At 34.8% G+C, this 488-nt stretch carries 1 pseudogene; it reads left to right on the top strand.

Annotated elements, in window-relative coordinates:
* Nucleotides 1–188: 188 nt before the first annotated feature.
* Nucleotides 189–488, top strand: a pseudogene (gene uppP / locus DN393_RS31150) (bacitracin resistance undecaprenyl-diphosphatase); the annotation flags it as partial.

Genomic DNA, 488 nt, shown 5'->3' with positions numbered 1-488 from the left:
CTTTCATAAAATCCCCTTTCCGCTAAAAAAACAAACTCTTACTATCATACAATTTAATCAAAAAATAGAAAAGAAATATGCGCATACAACATGTACAATCAATAAAAAAAGGATGCACTTTAAAAGGGGATAAGGTATTATGATAAGGTGTGAAAAATTACATATTCGTTATTAAGGAGGCACTACTCGTGGCTGATTGGTTAATTGGAATAATCATGGGGGCTGTTGAAGGTTTAACAGAGTTTTTACCAGTTTCATCAACAGGACATATGATTTTAACAGGTCATTTACTTGGATTTGACGACGAGAGAGCGAAAGTTTTCGAAGTTGTTATTCAATTGGGATCGATTTTAGCAGTTGTTGTTATATTTTGGAAGCGTCTATGGTCTTTAGTAGGTATAGGGAAAGTAACCGAGGGACCATCGTTAAATTTATTACATATTATTATCGGGATGATTCCTGCCGGCGTACTTGGCGTATTGTTCCAT

Origin of the sequence: Bacillus sp. BPN334 (genome assembly GCF_008368885.1) — a bacterium.
GTDB classification, from domain to species: domain Bacteria; phylum Bacillota; class Bacilli; order Bacillales; family Bacillaceae_G; genus Bacillus_A; species Bacillus_A wiedmannii.
Note: the sequence above shows the minus strand (reverse complement) of the source record. Positions and strands in the feature narration are given on the sequence as shown.